This is a genomic window from Actinomycetospora aeridis (assembly GCF_037400275.1).
Lineage (GTDB): Bacteria > Actinomycetota > Actinomycetes > Mycobacteriales > Pseudonocardiaceae > Actinomycetospora > Actinomycetospora aeridis.
In genome coordinates this window covers 477,235-500,340 of the sequence record NZ_JBBEGL010000003.1, presented here as the reverse complement: position 1 = coordinate 500,340, position 23,106 = coordinate 477,235, and the positions used below count along the sequence as shown (strand labels likewise).

Sequence of the window (23,106 nt, the reverse complement as noted above, 5' to 3'; positions counted from 1 at the left end):
CACCCAGTCTGCCCTCGCCCCTGTGTGGCTACGGCGACGGCTCGGCGGGGAGGGCGAGGAGGCCCTCGACGACGTCGTCGAGCGCCGGGCCGGTGACGTGCGGGACGGCGACGGCGTCGGGGATCCGTCCCTCGAGGCGCTCGCAGAACGCGCCCAGCAGGCCCGCGGACACCGCGCCGTGGACGTCCCAGGAGTGCACCGCCACCAGGGCCGTGCGGGCCGGCGGGGTGGCGATGCGGTCGCACGCCCAGTGGTAGACCGCCGGCGGCGGCTTGAACTGCTTCAGCTCGGCGCACGACATGACGTCGGTGAAGAGGTCGCGGACGCCGCCCGCCGTCAGCGCCGCCCCCGCGACCTCGGCCGAGCCGTGGGTGAACCCGTAGGCGGGCACGCCGGCCTCGGCGAGGCGGCGCAGCGCCGGCGCGACGTCGGGGTGCACGGGCAGCGCGCGGAACCCGTCGATCACCGAGGCGACCTGGTCGTCGGTGAGGTCCCGCCCGCTGGTGCGCCGCAGCATGTCCGCGGCCACGGTCGCGAACGGCGGCGCCTCCCCGGCCAGCGTCATCGCCATGCCCTGGTGGAGCAGGCGGGCGAAGAACAGCTCCAGCTCGTGACCGGGCCGCCCGAGGGCCTCGAAGCGCGGCCGCAGACCCTCGAGCTGCAGGCAGGTCTCGAAGAGGTCGAACAGGACGACCTGCGGGCGGCGGGCAGGGGCACGCAGCGGAGCGGTCACGTCCCCTGTGTACCCGAGGTCCCGGCCAGCTCGCCAAGCACCCGCCGCGGCCAGGTCGGCCCCCCGTAGACGAAGCCCGTGTAGGCCTGCACCAGCGTGGCGCCGGCCGCGAGGCGCGCCCGGGCCTCGTCGCCGGAGTCGATCCCGCCGACGGAGACGAGCGTCAGCCGCTCGCCCACGCGCTCGCGCAGCCGGGCGAGCACCGCGCGGGCCGGGCCGGCCAGGGGCGCGCCCGAGAGCCCGCCCGAGCCGGCCGCCGCGACGACGTCGGCCGGCGAGGCGAGGCCGGTGCGCGCGACCGTGGTGTTGGTGGCGACGATGCCGTCGAGCCCCTGGGCCAGCGCGAGGTCGGCGACGGCATCGACACCCTCGTCGTCGAGGTCGGCGGTGATCTTCACGAGCAGCGGCGTCGTGCCGACCTCCGCGCGCACCGCGGCGAGCAGCGGTTCGAGCGCGTCGACCCCCTGCAGGTCGCGCAGGCCCGGGGTGTTGGGCGAGCTGACGTTCACGACGACGTAGTCGGCCTGCGGGCCCAGCACACGCGCCGAGTAGCGGTAGTCCGCGACGGCGTCGGTGGCGGTCTTGGAGCGCCCGATGTTGACCCCGACGACGGTGCCCGCCCCGCGCGCCCGCAGTGTCGCGAGTCGCGCGGCGACGACGTCGGCGCCGGCGTTGTTGAAGCCCATCCGGTTGACCAGCGCACGGTCGGCGGGCAGCCGGAAGAGCCGGGGCCGCGGGTTGCCGGGCTGCGGGCGGGCGGTCACCGTGCCGACCTCGACGGCGCCGAAGCCCAGCCGCGCGAGCCCCCGCACGCCCTCGGCGTCCTTGTCGTAGCCGGCGGCGACGCCCAGGGCGTTGGCGAACCGCAGGCCCATGGCCTCGACCGGCCGCCCCGGAGCGGGGCCGGCGGGCAGCACCGGGGTGGCCGCGCGCAGGGCCGTCACGCCGACGCGGTGGGTCAGCTCGGCCGGCACCCGCGTCGCGACGTGGCGGAAGAGCGCGTCGTACGCGCCCATCAGGGCCGGTGGTACTGCGCGTGCAACCGGCGCAGCGCGCTCACCCCGCGGGCCGCGTGGCCCCGGTCGACGGCCTGCAGCGCCGAGATCGTCAGGTACTCGTCGTCGGGCAGGTCGAGGCGGGCGAACTGGGCGCCGTCGGGGAAGCTCACCGCGAGGACCTCGGACCACGGGACCCGCCGGGTGAGGATCGTGGCGCGCACCTCGACCCCGCCGGACCCGGCCCGCAGGCGCGGGCGGGTGAACAGCAGCGCGCACCCGGCGAGGATCGTGCCGAGCACGACCATCGCGATCTGGTCGGCGGGCCGGAAGTTGAACCCCGAGGACTCGACGAAGACCAGCAGCGCGCCCGCCCCGAAGAACGCGAACAGGAAGACGGCGAGCACCCACGACACCCAGCGGATGCGCACCGGGCGGATCTCGAGCTCGACCTCGCCGAGGTCGAGGGCCTCCGGCGGGACGACCGGGCCGGTCACGGCGCGAGCCCCCGCAGCGTGAGGGCGGCGTCCAGCGCCGCCACGGTGGCCTCGAAGCCCTTGTCCTCGTCCGACGTCGGCGTCCCGGCCCGGGCCCAGGCCTGCGTCTCGTCGTTCACCGTCAGGACCCCGTTGCCCACCGGCGTGCGGGCGTCCAGCCCGACGCGCAGCAGGCCGGCCGTGACGGCGTCGCAGACGTAGTCGAAGTGCGGGGTCTCGCCGCGGATGACGACGCCGAGCCCGACCACCGCGTCGTGGTGGTCGGCGAGGCCCTGGCAGATCACCGGCAGCTCCATCGCGCCGGCCACCCGCACCACGGTCGGCGGGCCCACGCCGGCCTTCGCCGCCGCGTCCAGCGCCCGCTCGAGCAGCACGTCGGTGAGGGTCGCGTTCCAGCGCGTCACCGCGATGCCCAGCCGCAGCCCCGTCGCGTCGGGGACCTCGGGCTCCGGTCGCCCCTCGCCGCTCATCCGCGCGTCCCGCCCACGGCCTGCTCGTCGTCGGCGGGCTGGGCGACGACGCCGTCGTCCTCGGTGTCGAGGCCCTCGAGGTCGTGCCCCATGCGGTCGCGCTTGGTGCGCAGGTAGCGCAGGTTCTCCGGGGTCGCCCGCGCCGGGAGCGCCACGCGCCCGAGGATCTCCAGGCCGTAGCCCTCGAGGCCGGCCCGCTTCTCGGGGTTGTTGGTCAGCAGCCGCATCGACTTGATGCCGAGGTCGGCGAGGATCTGGGCACCGGTGCCGTAGTCGCGGGCGTCGGCGGGCATGCCGAGCGCGAGGTTGGCGTCGACGGTGTCCGCCCCGGCGTCCTGCAGCTGGTAGGCCTGCAGCTTGTGGATCAGCCCGATCCCGCGGCCCTCGTGGCCGCGGACGTAGAGCACCACGCCCCGGCCCTCGGCGACGACCGCCGCCATCGCGGCGTCCAGCTGCGGGCCGCAGTCGCACCGCCGCGACCGCAGCACGTCGCCGGTGAGGCACTCGGAGTGCACGCGGACCAGCACGTCCTCACCGTCGCCGATCTCGCCGTGCACGAGGGCGACGTGCTCGATGCCGTCGAGCAGCGAGTCGTAGCCGTAGGCGACGAACGTGCCGTGGTCGGTGGGGATGTTCGCGTGCGCGACCTGGACGACCTGCTTCTCCGAGCGCCGGCGGTAGGCGATCAGGTCCTTGATCGTGATCAGGGAGAGCTCGTGCTCGTCGGCGAAGACCTGCAGCTCCTCGAAGCGGGCCATGTCGCCGTCGTCCTTCTGCGAGACGATCTCGCAGATCGCGCCGGCCGGGGACAGCCCGGCGAGGCGGGCCAGGTCGACCGCGGCCTCGGTGTGCCCGGGGCGGCGCAGCACGCCGCCCTCGCGGGCCCGCAGCGGCACCACGTGGCCGGGTCGCGAGAGGTCGGTCGCCGTCGACGCCGGGTCCGCGAGCACGCGGATGGTGTGCGCCCGGTCGGTGCCCGAGATGCCGGTGCCGATGCCCTCGCGGGCGTCGACGGACACCGTGTACGCGGTGCCGTGCCGGTCCTGGTTGATCGAGTGCGCGGGCGGGAGGTCGAGGCGGTCGCACGCGTCGCCCGTCAGCGGGACGCAGACGTAGCCCGACGTGTAGCGGACCATGAACGACACGAGCTCGGGCGTCGCGCACTCCGCGGCGAACACGAGGTCACCCTCGTTCTCGCGGTCCTCGTCGTCGACCACGACCACGGCCTTGCCGGCCGCGATGTCGGCGATCGCCCGCTCGATGTGCTCGAAGCCGTCCACGTGCTCCTACTTCCCCTGCGACTGGCCCGCGGTGTGGGGTCCCACGAGGCGCTCGACGTACTTGGCCACCACGTCGACCTCGAGGTTGACCGTGGATCCCACGGTGCGCTCCCCCAGGGTCGTCTCGCGCAGTGTGGTCGGGATGAGCCCGACGGCGAACGACTCGTCGTCGACCTCGGTGACCGTGAGGCTCACCCCGTCGACGGCGATCGAGCCCTTCTCGACCACGTAGCGGGTCAGCCCGTGGAGCACGTGGAAGCGGACCGTCGTCCACTGCTCGTGCTCGACGCGCTCCGCGACGGTGGCGGTGCCGTCGACGTGGCCCTGGACGATGTGACCGCCGAGCCGGTCGCCGGCGGCCACGGCGCGCTCGAGGTTGACGCGCGTCCCGGCGGTGGCGCCGGCCAGCGAGGAGCGCTGCAGCGTCTCCCCCATGACGTCGACGGCGAACTCGCCCGTCGTCGGGTCGACGACCGTGAGGCACACGCCGTTGACCGCGATGGAGTCGCCGGGGCGGGCGTCGGAGGTGACGACGGGGCCGCGGACGCGCAGCCGCGCGGCGTCCTCCTGCGCGACGACGTCGACGATCTCGCCGACCTCCTCGACGATCCCCGTGAACACTGCGCTCTCCCTCGCCCTCGACCCGACCGCCATCATCCTCACGACGCGCTCACCCGGCAGCACCACCGTGGTGATGCCGCTCTCACCCCTGCCGGAGGTGCGCGGACGCCTGGGCCGCCTGGGTACGCAGCGCCTCGAGTGCCTGCTCCGGATCGTCGGCCCCGTACACCGCGGAGCCCGCGACGAAGCAGTCGACGCCCGCCTCCGCGGCCTGCTCGACCGTGTCCCGGCTGATCCCCCCGTCGATTTCGACGAGGACGTTGAGGTGCCCGGTGTCGACGAGCCGCCGCGCCGTGCGCACCTTGTCGAGCACCTCCGGCATGAACTTCTGCCCGCCGAAGCCCGGCTCGACGCTCATGACCAGCAGCGTGTCGTAGTCGCGCAGCACCTCGACCCAGTCCTCGAGCGGGGTGCGCGGCTTGATCGAGAGCCCGGCCAGCGCCCCGGCGGCCCGGATGTCGCGGGAGAGCTTGCGGGGGTCGTTCGCGGCCTCGGCGTGCACGGTGACGTTCCGCGAGCCCGCCTCGGCGTAGCCGGGGGCCCAGCGGTCCGGGTCGTTGATCATGAGATGGCAGTCGAGGGGGATCGCGGTCGCGCGCTCGAGGGCCTCGACCACCGGCAGGCCGAGGGTGAGGTTGGGGACGAAGTGCCCGTCCATCACGTCGACGTGCAGCCAGTCGGCCCCCGGCACCGCGTCCGCCTCCTCCTTCAGGCGCGCGAAGTCGGCGGACAGGATGCTCGGAGCGATCATCGGGACGCGCGCCACGTGACGCATGGTAGTGGCCCGGCTCCGCCCGCTGGGCCGGGCGGTGGTGCTCAGGGCCTGCGCAGCACCGCGGCGTACATCGCGTCGGTGCCGTGGCGGTGGGGCCACAGCTGGACACCCGGCCCGTCCGGCACCGCCGTGTCCGGCACCTCCGGCAGCAGCGCCGGGGTGTCGAGCAGCTCCGCGCCGGTCTCGGCGGCGACGGCGGTGACGACGGCCGTGGTCTCGTCGGGGTGGGGCGAGCAGGTCGCGTAGGTGACGACGCCGCCGGGCCGGGTGCGCTCGAGGGCGGCGCGCAGCAGCGAGCGCTGGAGCTCGGTGAGCTCGGCGACGTCCTCGGGCTGCCGGCGCCAGCGGGCCTCCGGGCGGCGGCGCAGCGCCCCGAGCCCGGTGCAGGGGGCGTCGACGAGCACCCGGTCGTACGCGTCCTCCGGCAGGGCGATCTCGCGGGCGTCGCCGGTGTGGACCCGCACGGGCAGCCCCTCGACGGCGCCCTCGACGAGCCGGGCGCGGTGCGGCGCGCGGTCCACCGCGTCGAGGGTGGCGCCCTCGATCGCGGCCAGGGCGCCGAGCATCACGGCCTTGCCGCCCGGGCCGGCGCAGAGGTCGAGCCAGCGGGTGTCGGTGCCGTCCACGGGAGCCCGGGCGGCGACGAGCGCGACCAGCTGGCTGCCCTCGTCCTGGACCACGGCCAGGCCCTCGCGGACGGGGGCGAGCTCGCCGGGGTCGCCGCCCTCGGTGAGCAGGACGCCGTAGGGCGAGTACGGGGACTCATCGCCGCCGGTGATGGCGGCGAGCTCCTCGGCGGAGATCTCGCCGGGCCGGGCGGCGAGGTGCACGGCCGGGCGGGCGTCGTCGGCGGCGAGGGCGGCCGACAGCTCCTCCGGGCCGCCCAGCGCCTGCGCGAACACCTCGGCGATCCACCGCGGGTGGGCGTGGGTCAGCGCGAGGCGCCCGAGCTCGTCCGGCGGGGCGAGCCGGTCGACCCAGGCGGCCTCGTCGCGTTCCGCGACCCGGCGCAGGACCGCGTTGACGAACCCGGTGGGGCGCGACCCGGCCCGGGACCGGACCAGCTCGACCACCGCGCTCACCGCGGCGTGCGGCGGGATCCGGGTGCGCAGCAGCTGCTGGGCCCCCAGGCGCAGGGCGTCGAGGACGACGCCGTCGAGCTCGTCGAGCGGACGGTCGCAGCACGCGCCCAGCACCGCGTCGAGCAGCCCCTGGGCGCGGCAGGTGCCGTAGGTGAGGTCGGTGGCCAGCGCCGCGTCGCGCCCGGAGATCCGGCGCTCGCGCAGCAGCTTCGGCAGGGTGAGGTTGGCGTAGGCGGCGTCCTCGCGGACGGCGCGCAGCGTGTCGAGCGCGGCCTCCCGCGCGGGGTCGCCGGACGGCGGGCGCCCGGGGCCCTGCCGGCCGCGGGGCGGGCCGCTGCGGCGCTTCCTGTCGTCCTTGCGGCGCGGACCGCGGCCGGAGCGGTGCCCGCCGGGCGGCACGGAGCTGTCGGTCATCTGAACCGCTCCCCCGACTCGGGACGCACGCCGCGCGCCCAGTCGACCGCGGGCATGGGCTTCTTGCCGCCGGGCTGGAGGTCGCCGAGCGCGACGGCCGCACCGGCCGTCCCGACGAGGACGCGCGTGCGCTCGACCCGGATCGAGCCCGGCTCCAGACCGCCCTCACCCGTGGTGAGCACCGGGCCCAGCTTGAGCCGGGCGTCGCGGAACGTCGTCCAGGCCCCCGGCGCGGGGGTCACGGCACGGACGAGCCGGTCGACGGCGGGCGCGGGGTGCGTCCACGGCACGCGGGCGTCGTCGACGGTGATCTTCGGGGCGTAGGAGACGCCGTCGGCGGGCTGGGGCACCGGGGCGAGCTCGCCGTCCTCGATGCCGTCGAGCGTGTGCTCGAGCAGGGCCGCGCCCGAGGTCGCCAGCCGCTCGAGCAGGACGCCGGAGGTGTCGTGCCGGCCGATCTCCTCGGTCACGGTGCCGTAGACCGGGCCGGTGTCCATCCCTTCCTCCAGCGCGAACGTGCTCGCCCCGGTGATCTCGTCGCCGGCCCGGATCGCCGCCTGCACCGGCGCGGCGCCGCGCCACGCCGGCAGCAGGGAGAAGTGCAGGTTGACCCAGCCGTGCCGGGGGACGTCGAGGGCCTCGCGGCGCAGCAGGTTGCCGTAGGCGACGACGGGGCAGCAGTCGGGGGCGAGGCCCGCCAACCGCTCGAGGAAGGTGGGCTCGGAGGCCTTGTGCGGGGTGAGGACCTCGATCCCGGCCTCGTCGGCCAGCGCCCCGACGGGGCTGCGCTGCGGCGTGCGGGAGCGCCCGACCGGCGCGTCGGGCCGGGTGACGACGGCGACGACCTCGTGGCGCCCGCTGTCGAGCAGGCGCCGGAGGGACGGGAGGGCGGGTTCCGGGGTGCCCGCGAAGACGACGCGCACGGTCTACAGTGCTCGCCCGAACAGCGGGTGCGGGCTCGGCTTCACCGTCGGCGGGGCCGCCGGGTCGAACCACGGCGCCTCACGGATCGCCTTCATCGCCTCGCGACGGGTTGCGGGGTCGAGCTTGTCGAGGAAGAGCACCCCGTCGAGGTGGTCGGTCTCGTGCTGGATCGCGCGGGCGACCAGCGCCGTGCCCTCGACGGTCTGCGGCTCGCCGTGCATGTCCCAGCCGGTGGCGACGACGTGCTCGAATCGGCGGCAGTCGAACCGCAGGCCCGGGATGGACAGGCAGCCCTCCGGGCCGAACTGCTCGGTGTCGTCCGCGGCGTTCCACGTCGGGTTGACCATGTGGCCCTCGACGCCGTCCCCGCGGAACACGAACACCCGCAGCCCGACCCCGATCTGCGGCGCCGCCAGCCCCGCGCCGCCCTCGTCGCGCATCGTCTCGTGCAGATCGGCGACGAGTGTGCGCAGCTCCCGGTCGAAGTCGACGACGGGGTCGGCCTTCGTCCGCAGGACGGGGTCGCCGAACAGGCGGAGGGGCTGGACGGTCATGGGTCTCTCTCTGCCGGGAGACGAAGCGGAGCGAGAGCTCGACCCGGAGGGACGAAGGCTCGACCATCCAGTCTAGGAGCCTCCCGGGATCACGGCTTCCAGTCGGGGTCCCGGCCGATGAAGCCCAGCAGCCGGGTCTGCGCGTCGGCGTCGTCGGGCACCGGCACGCGCGGCCCGTACTGACCGGATCCCCGGATCAGCTCCTCCATCGGCTCCATCCCGTCGACGAGCACGGCGCACTCGCCCGGGTCGAGCCGGTCGTCCTGGCCGGTGGCCCGGGCGAGGTCCCAGGTGTGCATGAAGACGTCGGTCGTGTAGATCATGTTCGTCGCCCCGGCGAGGGTCATGGCGCCGAGGTGGGGGTTCTCGATCGTGCGCTCGGCCTGCGCCGGGTCGTCGAGCAGCGCCTGCACCGCGTCGCTCTGGCGCGTCCAGGCCCCGACCGGGTCGTCGGCCGCGTCCGGTCCCGGCGGCAGCGTGACTCCGGCGCCGTGCAGGAAGCCGGGGAACCACGTCGTGAGGTGTCCGACCACGTCGCGCGCGGTCCAGCCCTCGACGGGCGCCGGGGCGTCCCAGTCGGTGGCGCCCCGCACCCGTTCGGTGAACGCGGCCGCGACCCGTCGGTGGCGGTCGGCGGCGGTCTCGTCGGCCATGACACCCTCCCTCGTATTCAACCTGAGAGTTGAATAGTGGCACAGCGCTCAGAGCGGGTCCAGGGGGTCGAGCAGGACGCGCACGGTCTCGCGCTCCTTGCGCGCCGAGCGGACGGCCTGGGCGGCGTGCAGCTCCCTCGCCAGGGTCCGGCCCTCCGGCCGGGGCACGCGGACGAGGCAGCGCTCGGCGCCCTCGGTGCGCTCCTCGGCCCCGGGGAGCCTGGTGCCGGGCGGCAGCTCGACCGGGCCGAGCACCTCGACCGAGTCGGGCAGGGCGGCGAGGAGGTCGGCGACGGCGGGCGGCGGGCCGTCGACCGCGGCCATGCGCATCGACGGCGGCAGGGCGAGCTCGTCGCGGGCCGCGAGCTCGGTGGCGGCGGACCCGACCGGGTCCCAGCGCACGAGCGCCTGCACCGCGGGGGTCGACGAGTCGGCGACGACGACCACCCGCCCGCCCTCGCCCGCCGGCCGGACCAGGGCGGCGGCACCGAACCAGCGACGCAGAGTCTCCTCCCCCGCCCGCAGCTCGGGACGGGCGAGCAGGACGGCGCCGTCGAGCAGCAGCGCCGCGCCGTACCCGCCGTCGGCCACCGGTTCCGCGCCCGGGGTCGCGACGATCAGGGCGGGGCCGGCGGGGACGTGGTCGAGCACCGTCGCGCCGCCGCCCGAGCTGCGCACCACCGTCTGCGGGAACGCCCGGCCCAGCTCCTCGGCCGTCCGCGCGGAGCCGACGGCGAGCGCGCGCAGGCGCGGCGAACCGCAGGACTGGCAGCGGTAGGCGGCGTCGGGGTGCCCGCACCAGCGGCAGGTCGGGGCGGCGTCCCCGCCCGCGGGCAGGGCGAGCGGGCCGGCGCAGCGGCGGCAGCGCGCTGGCTCGCGGCACTGCGCGCACGCGACGGCGGGGAGGTAGCCCCGGCGCGGGACCTGGACGAGCACCGGGGCGCCCGCGCCGAGCGCGGCCCGGGCGGCCTCGAACGCGACCGCCGGCATGCGGGCGGCGCGCGCGGCCGGGTCGCGCAGCAGCTGGCGGTCGTCCTCGCCGATGGCGGTGACGCGCGGGCCCCGGGCGCGCACGGTGGCCCGGTCGGCGACGACGTCGTGGGCCCAGCCACTGGCCACGAGCAGCGCCGCCTCGGCCGTGCGGGCGAACCCGCCGACGAGCAGGGCGGCGCCGTCGCGGTGGGCGCGGGTCATGGCGACGTCGCGGGCGTGGGGGTACGGGGCGCGGGGCTCGGCGTGGGAGTCGTCGCCGTCGTCCCACACGACGATCAGACCGGGGTCCGTCACCGGCGCGAACGCGGTGGCCCGCGTCCCGACCACGATCCGCACCTGCCCGCGGGCGACCGCCAGCCAGCGGCGGTAGCGCTCGGCCGGGCCGAGGTCGGCGGCGAGCGCGGCGACGGCGTCCTCCCCCGCGACGGCCTCGCAGGCGGCCTGGACGCGGTCCAGATCGCGGCGGTCGGGCACGACGATCACCGCGCTGCGCCCGCCCGCGGCCGTCGTCGCCGCGGCCTCGGCGAGACGGGCGGGCCAGTCCTCCCCGGGCAGGGCCTGCCAGACGGCGTGGGCGCCCCGGCCCTGCGCGAGCGCCTCCAGCAGGGCGGCGCCGCGCGGGTACGCGCCCCAGCCGTGCGTCTCCGGAGCGCGGGGCTCGGGGCGCTCGGGCGGCGTCTCGGCCTCGACGCGGGCGTGGCGCGGCGGCACCGCGAGGCGCAGGACGTCGGCGAGCGTGCCGGCGTAACGGTCGGCCACGGCGCGGCAGAGCCCGGCGAGCTCGTCGCCCAGCACCGGCTCCGGCGAGACCACCTTCTCCAGCCAGCCGAGGCGTCCGGTGTGCTCGGTGGTGTCCTCGCGAGCGAGCACGAAGCCGTCGAGCAGCCGCCCGGCGAAGCGGACCCGCACCCGCACCCCGGGCACGGCGTCGGCGGCGAGCTGCTCGGGGACCTGGTAGTCGAAGGTCCGGTCGAGGTGGGCGAGGTTGACGTCGACCGCGACCCGCGCGACCGGGCGCTCCTCGGCGGGGAGGCGCTCGTTGCGGTGGGCCTTGCGGGGGGCCTTCTTGTCGGGGGGCTTCTCGACGGGCTTCTCGACGGGCGGCGGCGCCTCGAACAGCGCCTCGCCCGTCTCGCCCGCCGTCACGCCCTCACGTGTACCAGAGCAGCCCGACGCGCCCGGCGAGCGGCACCTTTCGCAGCTCGCGAGCCCTGTGGATCATGCCGAACGTGCCGCTCGCGGGTGGAGGGGCCGCCGAACACACGGACGGCCCGGCGATCCCTGGCGAGGAGGGACGGCCGGGCCGGCGTGTCGTTCAGCGAGGATGTGGCGATCCTGGCGTCACACGCCAGGAAAGCCGCATTCCTCGTACTGCCGTGACCTCAGCTGGCGATCGACTTCAGCGCGTCGGCGCGGTCGGTGCGCTCCCACGGGAGGTCGAGGTCGTCGCGGCCGAAGTGGCCGTACGCCGCGGTCGGCTGGTAGATCGGGCGCAGCAGCTGCAGGTCGCGCACGATCGCGCCGGGGCGCAGGTCGAAGACCTCGTGGATGGCCTTCTCGATCTTGGCCGGGTCGACGTTGGCGGTGCCGAAGGTCTCCAGGAAGACACCGACGGGCTCGGCCTTGCCGATCGCGTAGGCGACCTGGACCTCGGCGCGCTTGGCCAGGCCGGCGGCGACGACGTTCTTCGCCACCCAGCGCATGGCGTAGCAGGCGGAGCGGTCGACCTTCGACGGGTCCTTGCCGGAGAAGGCGCCGCCGCCGTGGCGGGCGTAGCCGCCGTAGGTGTCGACGATGATCTTGCGGCCGGTCAGGCCTGCGTCACCCATGGGACCACCGGTGACGAAGCGGCCGGTCGGGTTGACCAGCACGCGGGTGTTCGACGAGTCGAGGTCGATCCCGTCGAGCACCGGCTGGATGACCTTGGACTTGATGTCCGGCGTGAGCAGGTTGTCCAGGTCGATGTCGGCGGCGTGCTGCGTCGACAGCACCACGGTCTCGACGCCGACGGGCTTGTCGTCGTCGTACGCGATGGTGACCTGGGTCTTCCCGTCGGGCCGCAGGTACGGCAGCGTGCCGTCGCGGCGGACCGCGGTGAGCTTGCGGGCCATGCGGTGCGCCAGCCCGATGGGCAGCGGCATGAGCTCCGGGGTGTCGGCGTCGGCGTAGCCGAACATCAGGCCCTGGTCGCCGGCGCCCTGGCGGGCGATCTCGTCCTCGGAGCCCTCGACGCGGGACTCGTAGCCCTCGTCGACGCCCTGCGCGATGTCCTTCGACTGCGCACCGATGGAGATCGAGACACCGCAGCTCTCGCCGTCGAAGCCCTTGGCCGACGAGTCGTAGCCGATGTCCAGGATCGTCTTGCGGACGATGTCCACGTAGTTCACCTGGGCGTTGGTGGTCACCTCGCCGGCGACGTGCACCTGCCCCGTCGTGACCATGGTCTCGACCGCGACGCGCGACTTCGGGTCCTGCGCCAGCAGGGCGTCCAGGATGCCGTCGCTGACTGCGTCGCAGATCTTGTCTGGGTGGCCCTCGGTGACGGATTCGCTGGTGAAAAGACGCCTAGCGGGCACAATCTCTCCCTGCCTCGACAATGGGACCCGTCCACACTAACGGCTCCCCGCTTCCCTGCCAGGGGCCTGACCTGCCTGAATGCCAAGCCTGTCACAGACAGGTTGTGTTCATCGCCGAATCGTGGGAATGCGCCGATCAGCCCAACAGCTCAGCGCAGACGTTCGGCGACCGCGTCCCACACCCGCGCGGCGAGCGCCGCCTTCGATCCCATCGGCAGGCTCGTCGAGGAACCGTCGGCCCCGAGCAGCCACCCCTCGTTGTCCTCCACCTCGAACGCCTTGCCGGCGCCGACGGCGTTGACGACGAGGAGGTCGCATCCCTTGCGCTCGAGCTTGGCGCGCCCGTAGTCGAGGACGCTCCCGTGCTCGTCACCGGTCTCCGCGGCGAACCCCACGACCAGGCGACGCGGCACGTCCTGGGTGACGAGCTCGCGCAGGATGTCCGGGTTGAACTCGAGCGGGATCGAGGGCGGCTCCTCGCCCTTCTTGATCTTGCCGGCGGACAGCGACGCCGGCCGGAAGTCCGACACCGCGGCGGCCATGACGACCACGTCGGCCGCCTTCGCCGCGTCGAGCACGGCGTCGCGCATCTCGAGCGTGGTCTGGACGCGCCGGACGTCCACCGCGGCGGGCGGATCGAGGTCCGCGATCGTGCCCGCGACGAGCGTCACATCCGCGCCGCGCTGGGCCGCGACGCGAGCGAGGGCGTACCCCTGACGGCCCGACGAGCGGTTGCCCAGCGTGCGCACCGGGTCGAGCGGCTCGGCCGTCCCGCCCGCGGACACGACGACCTTGCGGCCCTCGAGGTCGCGGGGCAGCGGGAAGGGCTCGCGGCGCTCGCCCCCGCCGTTGGAGGCGTCCCACTCGAGCAGCAGGCGGGCGAACTCCGCGATCTCCGGCGGCTCGGGCAGGCGGCCGGGGCCGGTGTCGACGCCGGTGAGCCGCCCGGAGGCCGGCTCGAGGACGACGGTGCCGCGCCGGCGCAGCGTCGCGACGTTGTCGACCGTCGCGGGGTGCTCCCACATCTCGGTGTGCATCGCGGGCACGGCGAGGACGGGGCAGCGCGCGGTGAGCAGCGTGGACGTCAGCAGGTCGTCGGCGCGGCCCTGGGCCATGCGGGCCAGCAGGTCGGCCGTCGCGGGGACGAGCAGGACCAGGTCGGCGCGGCGCCCGAGGGCGACGTGCTCGACGTCGGGGACGTTCTCGAACACCCCGGTGAGCACCGGGCGCCCGGACAGCGCCTCGAAGGTCGCCGCGCCGATGAACTCGAGCGCGGCGCGCGTGGCCACCACCTGGACGTGGTGGCCGGCCTCGCGCAGGCGCCGCAGCACCTCGCAGGCCTTGTAGGCGGCGATGCCGCCCGAGACCCCGAGAACGATCTCCCGGGGAGGGCCTGCCTGTGTCACTCGCCCTCGGTGTGCTCGAGCAGGCCGGAGTGGATCTCGCGCATGGCCACCGAGAGCGGCTTCTCGCGCGGGCCCGGCTCGACGAGCGGGCCGACGTACTCGAGCAGCCCCTCGCCCAGCTGGGCGTAGTAGTCGTTGATCTGGCGGGCGCGCTTGGCCGCGTAGATGACCAGCGCGTACTTCGAGCTCACCGTCTCCAGCAGCTCGTCGATCGGGGGGTTGGTGATGCCCTCGGGCCCCTCGAGGATGCTGCCGGTCCGCCCGGTGGGAATGCTCACTCGCTCGCTCCTGCTGAGGTCGCGCCGGACGCCGAACGGTCCGACGATCTGGGAACGGCCTCCCGACCTGCGTCGTCGTGGGAAGAGCCGGGGGGAGGACCGACGCTCAACTCTACCAACCGGCGTGCGGTCTCCCCGACGTCGTGGTTGACCACGGTGACGTCGAACTCGCTGCTCGCGGCCAGTTCCTCGCGGGCGGTGGCCAACCGGCGGTCGACGATCTCGGTCGCCTCGGTGCCACGACCGATCAGCCGGTCGACCAGGACCTCCCACGACGGGGGCTCCAGGAAGACGAACAGGGCGTCGGGCCGCTGGTGGCGCACGGCGCGCGCGCCCGCGAGGTCGAGCTCGAGCAGGACCGCCTCACCGGCGGCGAGGTGCTCGTCCACGGGCGCGCGCGGCGTGCCCGACCGGTGCATGCCGCGGTGGATCTCCGCCCACTCGAGCAGCTCGCCCTCGGCGATCATGCGGTTGAACTCGGCGGCCGTGACGAAGTGGTAGTCACGCCCGTCGACCTCCCCGGGCCGCTCGGCCCGGGTGGTCGCCGAGACGCTGAACCACAGGGGTGCGCGGATGCGCCGCAGCTCCGCGACCACCGTGCTCTTGCCGACCCCCGAAGGCCCGGCCAGCACCAGCAGCCGGCCGGGCCCGCGCGCGGGGGTCTGTGTCATCGAGCGGTCCGGCTCACTCGCCGGAGAACTCGTCGAGCAGGGCCTTGCGCTGGCGCTCGCCCAGGCCGCGCAGGCGGCGGCTCGGCGCGATCTCCAGGCGCTCCATGATCTGCTGGGCCCGCACCTTGCCCACGCCCGGCATGGCCTCGAGCAGCGCCGAGACCTTCATCTTGCCGAGCACCTCGTCCGAGTCGGCCTGCTCGAGCACCTCGGAGAGGCTGGTGCCTCCCCGCTTCAGGCGCTCCTTGAGCTCGGCCCGGGCACGGCGAGCGGCGGCGGCCTTCTCGAGCGCCGCGGCCCGCTGCTCCTCGGTCAGCTCGGGTAATGCCACGTTCTCCTCCGGGGGTCGTGACGACGGGCGGGCTCCTCGGGAGTCCGGCCCGTGGGGCGAATGGGTCGTTGACCAGTGGTGCGAACGTACCGCGCGAGCCCGACACCGACAGTCCGTGGGGCGGGGATGTCCGCAGGTCGGGGCCCCGACACGCAGCGGGCCGCGAGCCCTCCACCGAACGGCGGTCGCGCCCACCGGAGCGTGATCGCCGATCATCGGCAGTGCCCGCGGGGCGTCACCCGGTCAGGGCCCCGTTCAGCGCATCGACCGCTGCTCTCAGCGCTCGGTGGGAGGGGCCGGACGTCAGGACCTCCCGCGCGCTCACGGGTACGACCGGTCCCCCGTCAGCGCCCAGTGCACCCGGGTGTCCGCCGGGCGCGCCGAAGACCGCGGCCACGTCCGCGGGCGTGCCGCCCTGGGCACCGAGCCCCGGGACGAGGACCGGCCCGCCGAGCGCGGAGAGATCCAGGCCGTGGTCCCGGCCCGTCGTGCCCCGGGTCAGCCCGACGACGGCGCCCGCCGTCCCCTCGCCCGGGCCACCCGCGTGCGCCGCGTTGTGGTCGGCGAGGGCGTCCACGACCGACTGGGCGACCTCGCGCATCCCCCGTGCGGAACCCCCCGACCCCGCCACCCACGCCTGCGCCGACTGCACCCCCGCGGCCTCCGGGTTGGACGTGCGGGTCAGCACGAACACCCCGCGCCCGGTGGCCACGGCGAGGTCGAGGGCCGGCGCCAGCGCGCCCACCCCGAGGTACGGCGACAGGGTCACCGCGTCGGCGGCCAGCGGCGCGTCGTCCGCGAGCCAGGCGTGCGCGTAGGCCGCCATCGTCGAGCCGATGTCGCCGCGCTTGGCGTCGGCGAGGGTCAGCACCCCCGCCTCCCGGGCGTGGGCGAGCCCGCGCTCGAGGACGGCCAGCCCCGCCGAGCCGAACACCTCGTACAGCGCCACCTGCGGCTTGAGCAGCGCCACGCCGCCGGCCAGGGCGTCGATCACCTGCCGGGTGAACCACTCGAGCCCGGCGACGTCGACGTCGAGGCCCCAGTCCTTGAGCAGGCCGGGGTGCGGGTCGATCCCGACGCACAGCGGGCCGTGCTCGGCGACCGCGGCCTGCAGGCGCGCCCGGAAGGGTCGGACGGGTCCCCGGTTCGTGAACCGGCTCATGACCCCGCCACGAGCTGGGCGCGCGCCTTCGCGAGCCGCTCGTGGAACACCTGCAGCGGCGTCACCGCGACCTCGCCGCGCATCGCGGCCTCGACGGCCTGCACCGCCGCGGCCGCGCCCTGCACCGTCGTCACGCACGGCACGCCGACGTCCAGGCAGGCCGCCCGGATCTCGTAGCCGTCGACGCGCGGTCCCGCGTGCCCGACGGGGGTGTTGACGACCAGGGCGACCTCGCCCGCGGCGATCCGGTCGACGATGTTGTCCGGGCCCTCGAAGTGCTTGCGCACGACCTCGCACGCGATGCCGTTGCGCTCGAGCACGCTCGCCGTGCCCGCCGTCGCGAGGATGCTGAAGCCGAGGTCGGCGAGCCGCTTCACCGGGAAGATCAGCGAGCGCTTGTCGCGGTTGGCCACCGAGACGAACACCTTGCCGTCGGTCGGCAGGGGCCCCGACGCGGCGGCCTGCGACTTCGCGAACGCGGTGGAGAAGGCGTGGTCGATGCCCATGACCTCGCCGGTGGACTTCATCTCCGGGCCGAGCAGCGAGTCGACCCCACGGCCGTCGGGCCGGCGGAACCGGTGGAACGGCAGCACGGCCTCCTTGACCGCGACGGGGTGCTCGCGCGGCAGCTCGGCTCCGTCGCCCGCGGCGGGCAGGACGCCCTCGGCGCGCAGCTCGGCGATCGTCGCGCCGAGCATGACCCGCGACGCGGCCCCGGCCAGCGGGACGCCGGTCGCCTTCGAGACGAACGGGACGGTGCGCGACGCCCGCGGGTTGGCCTCGAGCACGAACAGCACGTCGTCCTTGAGCGCGTACTGGACGTTCATGAGGCCCCGCACGCCGAGCCGGCGGGCCAGCGCGACCGTCGACTCGCGCACGGTCTCGAGCTCGGCGACCCCGAGCGTGATCGGCGGCAGCGCGCACGACGAGTCGCCGGAGTGCACCCCGGCCTCCTCGATGTGCTCCATCACGCCGCCGAGGTACACGTCGCCCTCGGCGTCGCAGAGCGCGTCGACGTCGATCTCGATGGCGTCGTCGAGGAAGCGGTCGACGAGCACCGGGTGGTCGGGGGTGACCTCGGTGGCGCGGGCGATGTAGTCCGCGAGCGTGGCGTCGTCGTAGACGATCTCCATGCCCCGCCCGCCGAGCACGTACGAGGGGCGCACGAGCACCGGGTAGCCGACCTCGGCGGCGATCTCGCGCGCGCCGTCGAAGCTGGTCGCCGTGCCGTAGGGCGGCGCGGGGAGCTCGGCGTCGGCGAGCACGCGCCCGAACGCGCCGCGCTCCTCGGCGAGGTCGATCGCCGCCGGCGGGGTGCCGACGACGGGCACGCCGGCGGCCTCGAGCCCGGCCGCGAGCTTCAGCGGGGTCTGCCCGCCGAGCTGCACGACGACGCCGACGAGCCCCGGCCCGCCGCGCCCCGAGACCTGCTCGGCGTGCACGACCTCGAGCACGTCCTCCTCGGTCAGCGGCTCGAAGTAGAGGCGGTCGGAGGTGTCGTAGTCGGTGGAGACCGTCTCGGGGTTGCAGTTGAGCATCACGGTCTCGAACCCCGCGGCGCGCAGGCTGGTGGCCGCGTGCACGCAGGAGTAGTCGAACTCGATGCCCTGCCCGATCCGGTTCGGCCCGGAGCCGAGGATGATCACCTTGGGCCGCTCGGTCTGGGGCTCCACCTCGGTCTCGGCCGCGGGGTCGGACTCGTAGGCCGAGTAGTGGTACGGCGTGCGCGCCGCGAACTCGGCCGCACAGGTGTCCACCGTCTTGTAGACCGGCCGGACGTCCAGGCGGTGGCGCAGGGCCCGCACGCCCGCCTCGCCGGCGAGCTCGGGGCGCACGGCGGCGACCTGGGCGTCCGAGAGGCCCGCGCGCTTCGCCCGGCGCAGCAGCACCTGGTCGAGCACCGGCGCGTCGGAGAGCTCGGTGCGCAGCGCGACCAGGCCCTCGATCTGCTCGACGAACCACCCGTCGATCCCCGAGGCCTCGGTGACCTGCTCGACGCTCGCCCCGAGCCGCAGCGCGCGCTCCACGGCGTAGAGCCGCCCGTCGCGCGGCAGCGACGCCTGGTGCAGGGCCTCCTCGGGAGTCTCGTCCGGATCTGGCTGCGTCCAGAACCCGAGCGCCTTGGTCTCCGCCGAGCGCAGCGCCTTGTTCAGCGCCTCCGGGAAGCTGCGGCCCAGCGCCATGGCCTCGCCGACCGACTTCATCGTCGTGGTCAGCGTGGGGTCGGCGCCCGGGAACTTCTCGAACGCGAACCGCGGCACCTTGACCACGACGTAGTCCAGCGTCGGCTCGAAGCTCGCCGGGGTCTCGCCGGTGATGTCGTTGGTGATCTCGTCGAGGGTGTAGCCGACGGCGAGCCGCGCCGCGATCTTCGCGATGGGGAAGCCGGTGGCCTTCGACGCCAGTGCCGACGAGCGCGAGACGCGCGGGTTCATCTCGATCACGACGAGACGACCGGTGGTCGGGTGGATCGCGAACTGGATGTTGCAGCCGCCGGTCTCGACGCCGACCTCGCGCAGCACGTCGATGCCGGTGTCGCGCATGACCTGGTACTCGCGGTCGGTGAGCGTCATCGCCGGCGCGACCGTCACCGAGTCGCCGGTGTGCACCCCCATCGGGTCGACGTTCTCGATCGAGCACACGACGACCACGTTGTCCTTGCCGTCGCGCATGAGCTCGAGCTCGAACTCCTTCCACCCGAGCACCGACTCCTCGATGAGCACCTCGTGCACGGGGCTCGCCGACAGGCCCGTGCCCGCCAGGCGCTCGAGCTCGTCATGGGTGTAGGCGAGGCCGGAGCCCAGCCCGCCCATGGTGAAGCTCGGCCGGATGACGACGGGCAGCCCGGCCTCGGCGACGGTCGCGCGGACCTCGTCCATCGAGTGGCAGACCTCGCTGCGCGGGACGTCGCCGCCGATCGAGCGGACGATCTCCTTGAACTTCAGCCGGTCCTCGCCGCGCTGGATGGCGTCGATGTCGGCGCCGATCAGCTCGACGCCGTAGCGCTCGAGCACGCCGGCGTCGTGCAGGGCGATCGCGGTGTTCAGCGCCGTCTGGCCGCCGAGGGTGGCGAGCAGCGCGTCCGGCCGCTCGGCCTCGATGACCTTGGTGACGTGCTCGACGGTGATCGGCTCGACGTAGGTCGCGTCGGCGATCTCCGGGTCGGTCATGATCGTCGCCGGGTTCGAGTTGACCAGCGAGACGCGCAGGCCCTCCTCGCGCAGCACGCGGCACGCCTGGGTGCCCGAGTAGTCGAACTCCGCGGCCTGCCCGATGACGATCGGGCCGGAGCCGATGACCAGGACGTGGCGGATGTCCTCGCGGCGCGGCATCAGTTCTTCCCCATCAGGTCCGCGAAACGGTCGAAGAGGTTCGCGGCGTCGTGCGGACCGGCCGCCGCCTCCGGGTGGTACTGCACGCTGAACGCGGGCACGTCCTCGCAGGTCACGCCCTCGACGGTGCCGTCGTTGGGGCAGGAGTGGCTCAGGTGGACCGTGCCGGCGGGTGAGCTGACGCGTGCCCCCGGCTCGCCCGCGACCGCGAACCCGTGGTTCTGGCTCGTGATCGCCACCGTGCCGGTGGCGTGGTCGATGACCGGGATGTTGATCCCCCGGTGGCCGTAGCGCATCTTGTAGGTCTCCAGCCCGAGGGCGCGGGAGAGGATCTGGTTGCCGAAGCAGATGCCGAACAGCGGCACCTCGCGGCGCAGCACCTCGCCCGTCAGGGCCACCGCGTGCGACGCCGTCGCCGGGTCGCCCGGGCCGTTGGAGAGGAATACGCCGTCCGGCCCGCCCTCGAGCAGCTCGTCGATCGACGCCGTGGACGGCAGGACGCGCGTCTCGATGCCGCGCTCGGCGAGCATCCGGGGCGTGTTGGCCTTGATGCCGAGGTCCAGCGCGGCCACGCGGAAGCGCGTCGTGCCGACGGCGGGCACCGTGTAGGGCTCGCCGGTGGTCACCGCGCCGGCGAGGTCCGCGCCCGCCATCTCGGGGCTGTCGAGCACCGCGGCGCGCATCGAGGTCGCGTCGCTCAGCGCGTCGCCCGAGAAGATCCCGGCGCGCATCGAGCCGGCCTCGCGCAGGCGGCGGGTGATCGCGCGGGTGTCGACCCCGGCGAGGCCGACGACGCCCTGACGGGCGAGCTCGTCGGTGAGGTCCCGCCGGGAGCGCCAGTTCGACGGACGGCGAGCGGGGTCGCGCACGACGTAGCCCGCGACCTGGATGCGCGCCGACTCGTCGTCCTCGTCGTTCCAGCCGGTGTTGCCGATGTGCGGGGCCGTGGCCACGACGATCTGGCGGTGGTAGCTCGGGTCGGTCAGGGTCTCCTGGTAGCCGGTCATGCCGGTGGCGAAGACCGCCTCCCCCAGCGTGCGGCCGCGGGCGCCGAAGGCCTCGCCGCGGTGCACGCTGCCGTCCTCGAGCACGAGGACCGCGTCATCCATGTTCCTGCACCTTCCCGTCCCGCACCGTCCACCGGCCCCGCAGCATGGTGTGCACCACGGAGACCGGCATCTCCATCCCCTCGTACGGGGTGTTGTCCGCGCGGCTCGCCAGCTCCGGGCCCCGCACCGTCCAGGCCGCGTCGGGGTCGACGAGCGTCAGCGTCGCCGGCTCCCCCGGCGTCAGCGGCCGGCCCTGGTCGGTCAGGCCGGCGATCCGGGCGGGGGCCTCGCTGCACACCCGCGCCACGCCGCGCCAGTCGAGCAGGCCCGTGGCGACCATCGTCGTCACCACGACCGGCAGCGCCGTCTGCAGTCCCAGCATGCCGGGTCGCGCCGCGGACCACTCGCAGTCCTTCGCCTCGACGGCGTGCGGCGCGTGGTCGGTGGCGACGCAGTCGAGGGTCCCGTCGGCGAGCGCGCGGCGCAGCGCCTCGGTGTCGGCGACGGGCCGCAGCGGCGGATTGACCTTGTGCACGGGGTCGTAGTCCTCGGCCGCCGCGTCCGTGAGCAGGAGATGGTGCGGGGTGACCTCGGCGGAGACGCGGACGTCGAGGGTCTCCCGGGCCCAGCGCAGGATCTCCGTCGAGCGGGCCGTCGACAGGTGGCAGACGTGCAGGCGGGCGCCCGCGGCTGCGGCGAGCATCACGTCCCGCGCGATGATCGACTCCTCGGCCGTCGGGTCCCAGCCCGCCAGCCCGAGCCGTGCCGCGACCGGTCCCTCGTGGGCCTGGGCGCCGACGGTGAGGCGGTGGTCCTCGGCGTGCTGGGCGACCACGGCGTCCAGCGCGCGGGCGTACTCGAGCGCCCGGCGCATGATCAGCGGGTCGTTCACGCACCGGCCGTCGTCGGAGAACATCCGCACCCCGGCGGGCGAGGCGGCCATCATGCCCATCTCGGCGAGCCGGGCGCCCTCGAGGCCGACGGTGACCGCCCCGACCGGGTGGACGTCCACCAGCCCGACCTCGCGCCCGCGCCGCCACACGTGCTCGACGACCACCGGGGAGTCGGCCACCGGGTCGGTGTTGGGCATCGCGAACACCGCGGTGTAGCCGCCGAGCGCGGCCGCGGCCGAGCCCGTGTCGACGGTCTCGGCCTCCTCGCCGCCCGGCTCGCGCAGGTGGGTGTGCAGGTCGACGAGGCCCGGCAGCGCGACGAGGCCGTCGGCGTCGATCGTCACGTCCGGGTCGTCCACCGCGTCGACGAGGACGCCGTCGCGGACGTAGAGGTCCTGGGGGTCCTCGCCGTAGGGGCGGACGCCCGTCAGCCTGGTGGTCGTCACGCCACGTCCTCTCCGGCGAGCAGGTGGTAGAGCACGGCCATCCGCACGTGGACCCCGGCGGTGACCTGCTCCGCGATGGCGGCGCGGCTCGAGTCGGCGACCGAGCTCGCGATCTCCATGCCGCGCACGGCGGGGCCCGGGTGCAGGACGACCGCGTGGTCGGGCAGGCGGTCGGCGCGCTGCTGCGAGAGCCCGAAGCGCACCGCGTACTCGCGCGCCGAGGGGAAGAAGCCGCCGTGCATGCGCTCGGCCTGCACGCGCAGCATCATCACGGCGTCCGGGCCCTGGCCGAGCACCCCGTCCAGGTCGTGGGACACCGTGACCGGCCACTCGCCGACCCCGATCGGCAGCAGCGTCGGCGGCGCCACGAGCGTCACCCGGGCGCCCAGGGTCGCCAGCAGGTGCGCGTTGGAGCGTGCGACGCGGCTGTGCAGGACGTCGCCGACGATCGCGACGTGCGCGCCCTCGACCCGTCCGAGCCGCGCCCGCAGGGTGGCGGCGTCGAGCAGCGCCTGGGTGGGGTGCTCGTGGGTGCCGTCGCCGGCGTTGACCACCGCGACGTGCCCTTCCCGGCCCAGGTGGGAGTGCCCGACCTTGTCGAGCCAGGCCGCGATCCGGTGCGGCGCCCCGGAGGCCGGGTGGCGCACGATCAGGCAGTCGGCGCCGGCGGCGCCGAGGGTCGCCGCCGTGTCGCGGAGGGACTCGCCCTTGCTCACGGAGCTGGCCGAGGCGCTGACGTTGATCGTGTCCGCGCTCATCCACTTGCCCGCGACCTCGAACGACACCCGGGTCCGCGTGGAGTTCTCGTAGAAGAGGGTGACGACGGTGCGCCCGCGCAGGGTGGGCAGCTTGCGTACGGCGCGGCCGGTCAGCGCCTGCTCCATGCCCGATGCGGTGTCCAGCAGTGCCTCGGCCTGCTCGCGGCGCAGGTGCTCGGTGGACAACAGGTGGCGCAGGCCGATGCCGGTGTC

22 protein-coding genes are annotated in these 23,106 nt (G+C 74.9%); all 22 read right to left on the bottom strand.

The genetic code is table 11. The features are described 5' to 3' along the window. Positions 1-28: 28 nt before the first annotated feature. The 22 genes from WCD41_RS12935 to WCD41_RS12830 all read right to left on the bottom strand — a co-directional run bounded on the left by WCD41_RS12935 (position 29) and on the right by WCD41_RS12830 (position 23,091). Positions 29-733: an HAD family hydrolase gene (locus WCD41_RS12935; RefSeq protein WP_337713832.1), complete on the bottom strand. Its 705-nt coding sequence runs from the start codon at positions 731-733 to the stop codon at positions 29-31. Then, the gene (locus tag WCD41_RS12930; protein WP_337713831.1) at positions 730-1,749 is read right to left on the bottom strand and encodes a quinone-dependent dihydroorotate dehydrogenase; all 1,020 of its coding nucleotides are present in this window, start codon (positions 1,747-1,749) and stop codon (positions 730-732) included. The genes WCD41_RS12935 and WCD41_RS12930 overlap by 4 nt, the downstream gene beginning before the upstream one ends. After that, positions 1,749-2,225, bottom strand: coding sequence for a PH domain-containing protein (locus WCD41_RS12925; protein WP_337713830.1), 477 nt, complete (start codon positions 2,223-2,225; stop codon positions 1,749-1,751). Before WCD41_RS12925 ends, WCD41_RS12930 begins: the two co-directional genes overlap by 1 nt. Then, positions 2,222-2,695: a 6,7-dimethyl-8-ribityllumazine synthase gene (gene ribH, locus WCD41_RS12920; protein WP_337713829.1), complete on the bottom strand. Its 474-nt coding sequence runs from the start codon at positions 2,693-2,695 to the stop codon at positions 2,222-2,224. The genes WCD41_RS12925 and ribH overlap by 4 nt, the downstream gene beginning before the upstream one ends. Beyond that, positions 2,692-3,975: a bifunctional 3,4-dihydroxy-2-butanone-4-phosphate synthase/GTP cyclohydrolase II gene (locus WCD41_RS12915; protein ID WP_337713828.1), complete on the bottom strand. Its 1,284-nt coding sequence runs from the start codon at positions 3,973-3,975 to the stop codon at positions 2,692-2,694. The genes ribH and WCD41_RS12915 overlap by 4 nt, the downstream gene beginning before the upstream one ends. Positions 3,976-3,981: 6 nt before the next feature. Next, on the bottom strand, positions 3,982-4,596 hold the full coding sequence (locus WCD41_RS12910; RefSeq protein ID WP_337713827.1) for a riboflavin synthase: 615 nt from the start codon (positions 4,594-4,596) through the stop codon (positions 3,982-3,984). An 82-nt stretch (positions 4,597-4,678) separates the two neighbouring features. After that, on the bottom strand, positions 4,679-5,347 hold the full coding sequence (gene rpe / locus WCD41_RS12905; RefSeq protein ID WP_337714216.1) for a ribulose-phosphate 3-epimerase: 669 nt from the start codon (positions 5,345-5,347) through the stop codon (positions 4,679-4,681). Between the two features lie 65 nt (positions 5,348-5,412). After that, the gene (locus WCD41_RS12900) at positions 5,413-6,867 is read right to left on the bottom strand and encodes an RsmB/NOP family class I SAM-dependent RNA methyltransferase (RefSeq protein ID WP_337713826.1); all 1,455 of its coding nucleotides are present in this window, start codon (positions 6,865-6,867) and stop codon (positions 5,413-5,415) included. Continuing rightward, entirely contained in the window at positions 6,864-7,790 is a 927-nt protein-coding gene (gene fmt, locus WCD41_RS12895) for a methionyl-tRNA formyltransferase (protein ID WP_337713825.1), read from the bottom strand. The genes WCD41_RS12900 and fmt overlap by 4 nt, the downstream gene beginning before the upstream one ends. Before the next feature lie 3 nt (positions 7,791-7,793). Then, positions 7,794-8,345, bottom strand: coding sequence for a peptide deformylase (gene def / locus WCD41_RS12890; RefSeq protein WP_337713824.1), 552 nt, complete (start codon positions 8,343-8,345; stop codon positions 7,794-7,796). Positions 8,346-8,434: 89 nt separating this feature from the next. Continuing rightward, positions 8,435-8,998 carry a TIGR03086 family metal-binding protein gene (locus tag WCD41_RS12885; RefSeq protein WP_337713823.1) on the bottom strand — a complete coding sequence of 188 codons (564 nt, stop codon included), beginning with the start codon at positions 8,996-8,998 and terminating at the stop codon, positions 8,435-8,437. A 48-nt stretch (positions 8,999-9,046) separates the two neighbouring features. Then, on the bottom strand, positions 9,047-11,137 hold the full coding sequence (locus WCD41_RS12880) for a primosomal protein N' (protein ID WP_337713822.1): 2,091 nt from the start codon (positions 11,135-11,137) through the stop codon (positions 9,047-9,049). 236 nt (positions 11,138-11,373) lie between these two features. Further along, positions 11,374-12,570, bottom strand: coding sequence for a methionine adenosyltransferase (metK, locus tag WCD41_RS12875; protein WP_337714215.1), 1,197 nt, complete (start codon positions 12,568-12,570; stop codon positions 11,374-11,376). 146 nt (positions 12,571-12,716) lie between these two features. After that, positions 12,717-13,973 carry a bifunctional phosphopantothenoylcysteine decarboxylase/phosphopantothenate--cysteine ligase CoaBC gene (gene coaBC, locus WCD41_RS12870; protein WP_337713821.1) on the bottom strand — a complete coding sequence of 419 codons (1,257 nt, stop codon included), beginning with the start codon at positions 13,971-13,973 and terminating at the stop codon, positions 12,717-12,719. Continuing rightward, complete coding sequence (gene rpoZ / locus WCD41_RS12865) at positions 13,970-14,251, bottom strand: DNA-directed RNA polymerase subunit omega (protein WP_208114446.1); 282 nt, start codon at positions 14,249-14,251, stop codon at positions 13,970-13,972. Before rpoZ ends, coaBC begins: the two co-directional genes overlap by 4 nt. Continuing rightward, positions 14,248-14,922 carry a guanylate kinase gene (gmk, locus tag WCD41_RS12860; RefSeq protein ID WP_337713820.1) on the bottom strand — a complete coding sequence of 225 codons (675 nt, stop codon included), beginning with the start codon at positions 14,920-14,922 and terminating at the stop codon, positions 14,248-14,250. The genes rpoZ and gmk overlap by 4 nt, the downstream gene beginning before the upstream one ends. 13 nt (positions 14,923-14,935) lie before the next feature. Next, positions 14,936-15,253 (bottom strand): integration host factor, actinobacterial type, encoded by a 318-nt coding sequence (gene mihF / locus WCD41_RS12855; protein ID WP_133830239.1) that lies wholly within the window; start codon positions 15,251-15,253, stop codon positions 14,936-14,938. Between the two features lie 235 nt (positions 15,254-15,488). Then, entirely contained in the window at positions 15,489-16,415 is a 927-nt protein-coding gene (gene pyrF / locus WCD41_RS12850; protein ID WP_337713819.1) for an orotidine-5'-phosphate decarboxylase, read from the bottom strand. Beyond that, positions 16,412-19,747 carry a carbamoyl-phosphate synthase large subunit gene (gene carB / locus WCD41_RS12845; RefSeq protein WP_337713818.1) on the bottom strand — a complete coding sequence of 1,112 codons (3,336 nt, stop codon included), beginning with the start codon at positions 19,745-19,747 and terminating at the stop codon, positions 16,412-16,414. The genes pyrF and carB overlap by 4 nt, the downstream gene beginning before the upstream one ends. After that, positions 19,747-20,856 carry a glutamine-hydrolyzing carbamoyl-phosphate synthase small subunit gene (gene carA / locus WCD41_RS12840; protein WP_337713817.1) on the bottom strand — a complete coding sequence of 370 codons (1,110 nt, stop codon included), beginning with the start codon at positions 20,854-20,856 and terminating at the stop codon, positions 19,747-19,749. The genes carB and carA overlap by 1 nt, the downstream gene beginning before the upstream one ends. Next, positions 20,849-22,135 carry a dihydroorotase gene (locus tag WCD41_RS12835; protein WP_337713816.1) on the bottom strand — a complete coding sequence of 429 codons (1,287 nt, stop codon included), beginning with the start codon at positions 22,133-22,135 and terminating at the stop codon, positions 20,849-20,851. The genes carA and WCD41_RS12835 overlap by 8 nt, the downstream gene beginning before the upstream one ends. After that, positions 22,132-23,091 (bottom strand): aspartate carbamoyltransferase catalytic subunit, encoded by a 960-nt coding sequence (locus WCD41_RS12830; RefSeq protein ID WP_337714214.1) that lies wholly within the window; start codon positions 23,089-23,091, stop codon positions 22,132-22,134. Before WCD41_RS12830 ends, WCD41_RS12835 begins: the two co-directional genes overlap by 4 nt. Positions 23,092-23,106 lie beyond the last annotated feature (15 nt).

Bases quoted from the DNA above. Each gene is read 5' to 3' on its own strand.
- WCD41_RS12930 (WP_337713831.1), bottom strand. From the start codon at position 1,749: ATGGGCGCGTACGACGCGCTCTTCCGCCACGTCGCGACGCGGGTGCCG.
- ribH (WP_337713829.1), bottom strand. From the start codon at position 2,695: ATGAGCGGCGAGGGGCGACCGGAGCCCGAGGTCCCCGACGCGACGGGG.
- rpe (WP_337714216.1), bottom strand. From the start codon at position 5,347: ATGATCGCTCCGAGCATCCTGTCCGCCGACTTCGCGCGCCTGAAGGAG.
- WCD41_RS12900 (WP_337713826.1), bottom strand. From the start codon at position 6,867: ATGACCGACAGCTCCGTGCCGCCCGGCGGGCACCGCTCCGGCCGCGGT.
- def (WP_337713824.1), bottom strand. From the start codon at position 8,345: ATGACCGTCCAGCCCCTCCGCCTGTTCGGCGACCCCGTCCTGCGGACG.
- WCD41_RS12885 (WP_337713823.1), bottom strand. From the start codon at position 8,998: ATGGCCGACGAGACCGCCGCCGACCGCCACCGACGGGTCGCGGCCGCG.
- gmk (WP_337713820.1), bottom strand. From the start codon at position 14,922: ATGACACAGACCCCCGCGCGCGGGCCCGGCCGGCTGCTGGTGCTGGCC.
- pyrF (WP_337713819.1), bottom strand. From the start codon at position 16,415: ATGAGCCGGTTCACGAACCGGGGACCCGTCCGACCCTTCCGGGCGCGC.
- carB (WP_337713818.1), bottom strand. From the start codon at position 19,747: ATGCCGCGCCGCGAGGACATCCGCCACGTCCTGGTCATCGGCTCCGGC.
- carA (WP_337713817.1), bottom strand. From the start codon at position 20,856: ATGGATGACGCGGTCCTCGTGCTCGAGGACGGCAGCGTGCACCGCGGC.